Genomic DNA, 2,930 nt, shown 5'->3' with positions numbered 1-2,930 from the left:
ATCGCCGATCCGGATATCTTTGCGGCGAATCTCGTCTTCATTATGCAGCGTTGCATGCGTGACCGTTGCGCCGCCAACCAAGACGGGTTCAAGACGCGCGACCGGCGTGACCGCGCCGGTTCGTCCCACGTTCACCTCAATTGCAATTAAACGGGAGAGCGCTTCCTGCGCTGGAAATTTATGCGCGAGCGCGAAGCGCGGCGCGCGCGCGACAAAACCCAATTGCGCTTGATCTTCCAGCCAGTTCAATTTATAGACGACGCCGTCAATTTCATACGGCAGCGCATCGCGCTGTATTTTGATGGACTGGAAGAAATCGAGCAATCCCGCTACGCCATGCACCACGGCGCGCTGGGTGCAGACGGGAACACCAAGTTCCAGATACCAGTCGAGTAATGCGTGATGCGTAAGCGGCATATCCGCGCCTTCAAGCGCGCCAACCCCATACGCGAAAAACGATAAAGGCCGTTGTGCTGTTATATTTGAACCCAGTTGCCGTACGCTGCCGGCGGCCGCGTTGCGCGGGTTGGCGAATTCACGCTGGCCGGCTGCGCGCTGACGCTGATTCAATCGCTCAAAATCACGCTTGAGAATCACGACCTCGCCGCGCACATCGATGAGCCGCGGCGCGCTTTTAGATTGCAGACGCAGCGGAATCGAGCGAATCGTGCGGATATTTGCAGTCGCGTCTTCTCCGCGCGCGCCATCGCCGCGCGTTGCCGCCTGCATCAATACACCGTCCACATAACGCAGCGAGACGGCCAGACCGTCGAATTTCAATTCACACGCATATTCCAGCACAGTTTTGTGCAATGCCTGTGCGCAGCGTTGATCAAATGCATGGACTTCCTGATCTGTAAATCCATTATTCAGCGACAGCATGGGGACTGTATGAACGACCGGCTGAAAGCCCGCGGCCACCGCGCCGGATACGCGCTGCGTCGGGGAATCGGGCGTCACCAGCGCAGGATAGCGCGCTTCAATATCGACCAGTTCTGAATAGAGTTTGTCGTATTCGGCATCTGGGACTTCAGGCGCATCGAAGACGTAATAGGCGGTGTCATGCCGTGCAATTTCAGCGCGCAATTGCGCCGCGCGCCTGGCGGCCAAATGAATCTCCGGCTCGGAAACGGGTGAAGCCATATGGGAACAGGTGTGCAGAGCTAGGCTGCTATACTCGGAAATTCCACACAGCCGCGCTGGCAAGGCGGCCTTTGCTGCCAGTACAGCGAGTACGGCAAGGAGACACTGTGCCGACCAGCGCGGCTGTGCGGAACTCGTATATTTTCGTCTCTGGAGAGATGGATGAGCGGTCTAAGTCGCACGCCTGGAAAGCGTGTACAGGCGAATAGCCTGTCGGGGGTTCGAATCCCCCTCTCTCCGCCAATTTTAATCCAAGCGACAACCGAGTCTGCCAAAAAAACCCTGAAAGATAAAGGCTTTCAGGGTTTTTTTATTGCAAAGGATAGCCAAGGCAAAGTGTGGACCCAAACCCTCTAACAGACTTATCAGGCTAGCAGATCGCTCAGGACTCGTGTTGTTCGTGCAGCCAAATGGGGCGCATTGGTGGCGACTGCGTGATCGCTTTGGCGGAAAAGAGAAGATGTTATCTTTGGGAACTTATCCCACAATCAGTCTCAAGGCAGCCCGTCTTGCTAGAGATCAGGCTCGATCATTGCGGGCGTAGGAGATTGATCCATCAGTGGCGCGGCAAGAAGAAAAGCAGCGCAATGCTCAGGCATGTAGCCATAGTTTTGAAGCAGTGGCGAGGCAATGGATGGCATTAACGTTTGTACGCACAGGTGAATTGATCCATGCGCAGTGGAGCGAATTCGACAATCACTCACGGATGACCGGACACGGCTTTAGGGGAATCGCCTCAACTGTTTTGCACGAACACGGCTATCCGCATGAACATATTGAACTGCAACTGGCTCATCAAGCGCGTAATGCGGTCAGTGCGGCCTATCACTATGCGCTGTACCTAGAACAACGCGCTGCGATGATGCAATGGTGGGCGGACTATCTAGTCAGAAGATGAGCGAAAAGTAGGTTATTTCGCCGTTGACACACGCTATCTCCTGCGCTGATCAACGATGCAGCGTCTTTATTCCGCTGTTTGCACGCGATAATGTATAGGATCGGCGAAATACCGATGCAATTCCCGATTCGGCCAGGCTGCACAGCGCGATGATAAATGGATGTGCTGAGGAAATCGGCCTGCTCGCTCAAGTTTACGCAGCTTTCACGGCAAAATGGCAGATACGCTTTCAAACTGCGCCAGCGCGTGTACCCGTCAATGGGTAAGGTTTGGGGAAACGTGTGTGGCGATAAGTGCGATAAGGGGGCTTGGATCAGTGTCGTGCTAATGACTGCACAGATGACCGCTTCGTGTCGGAATAATCGGCACACCGATGCATGAGAGCGCGCTTTGGAAGTTCAAATATGAATAGCTAAGATAAAGGAATCACGACAGCGCATTGCCGGTATCGACGACGCGGCTGAGGCGTTTTCCTAGGCAATAGCTGGATGACCTTTGCCTTTTTTAAGGGGACTCCGTTTCCTATGACTGTTGACGAAGAAGTTCAGCAACTCGACGGCCTGCGCGCGCAAGGACGGCGAGACCTGCTTGAGCAGCGAGACGGCTTCTAGGGGTCGCGTCACGCAACGGACGACAGAGTACGCTAAGCCTGAGGGAAGGGCCGCGAGGAGTCTAAATGAGGTTGCCCCAGAAAACGGACACCAGAGTGCGTTAAGACTTGCAGTAATTGATACAGGCAGAGAAGCAGCGGGCACCCAACGATAAAGCGTCGGGACAGAAACGCCCAGATTTCGGGCCACCTCCCGTGGGGCTACTCCGTTGACCAGCAGCTTTTGAGCAGATTTTAGTGTGCTGTCTGTCATTTTTCGCTTGCGTCCCCTCTTCGCCC

The 2,930-nt window shown here is 54.9% G+C and carries 4 protein-coding genes, 1 tRNA gene and 1 pseudogene; 3 read left to right on the top strand and 3 right to left on the bottom strand.

All coding sequences use genetic code 11. From position 1 onward, the window contains the following. Positions 1 to 1,143: NAD-dependent DNA ligase LigA (gene ligA, locus CAGGBEG34_RS00575; protein WP_042687258.1), on the bottom strand; the 1,143-nt coding region annotated here is incomplete at its 3' end. A 152-nt stretch (positions 1,144 to 1,295) separates the two neighbouring features. Here ligA and CAGGBEG34_RS00570 point away from each other — a divergent pair. The 3 genes from CAGGBEG34_RS00570 to CAGGBEG34_RS12000 all read left to right on the top strand — a co-directional run bounded on the left by CAGGBEG34_RS00570 (position 1,296) and on the right by CAGGBEG34_RS12000 (position 2,041). Further along, a tRNA-Ser gene (locus CAGGBEG34_RS00570) sits at positions 1,296 to 1,386 on the top strand. Positions 1,387 to 1,456: 70 nt separating this feature from the next. Then, on the top strand, positions 1,457 to 1,687 hold the full coding sequence (locus CAGGBEG34_RS12005) for an integrase arm-type DNA-binding domain-containing protein (RefSeq protein WP_102033239.1): 231 nt from the start codon (positions 1,457 to 1,459) through the stop codon (positions 1,685 to 1,687). A gap of 15 nt (positions 1,688 to 1,702) precedes the next feature. After that, the gene (locus tag CAGGBEG34_RS12000; protein ID WP_042687255.1) at positions 1,703 to 2,041 is read left to right on the top strand and encodes a hypothetical protein; all 339 of its coding nucleotides are present in this window, start codon (positions 1,703 to 1,705) and stop codon (positions 2,039 to 2,041) included. A gap of 473 nt (positions 2,042 to 2,514) precedes the next feature. Here CAGGBEG34_RS12000 and CAGGBEG34_RS10900 read toward each other — a convergent pair whose 3' ends face one another. Further along, complete coding sequence (locus CAGGBEG34_RS10900; RefSeq protein WP_158641746.1) at positions 2,515 to 2,664, bottom strand: hypothetical protein; 150 nt, start codon at positions 2,662 to 2,664, stop codon at positions 2,515 to 2,517. Between the two features lie 117 nt (positions 2,665 to 2,781). After that, positions 2,782 to 2,930 (bottom strand): annotated as a pseudogene (locus tag CAGGBEG34_RS11995) (helix-turn-helix domain-containing protein); the annotation flags it as partial.

Source organism: Candidatus Glomeribacter gigasporarum BEG34, from assembly GCF_000227585.1.
Classification (GTDB): Bacteria; Pseudomonadota; Gammaproteobacteria; order Burkholderiales; family Burkholderiaceae; genus Glomeribacter; species Glomeribacter gigasporarum_B.
The sequence above is the reverse complement of the archived record's forward strand: the minus strand, read 5'-3'. Positions and strand labels throughout refer to the sequence as shown.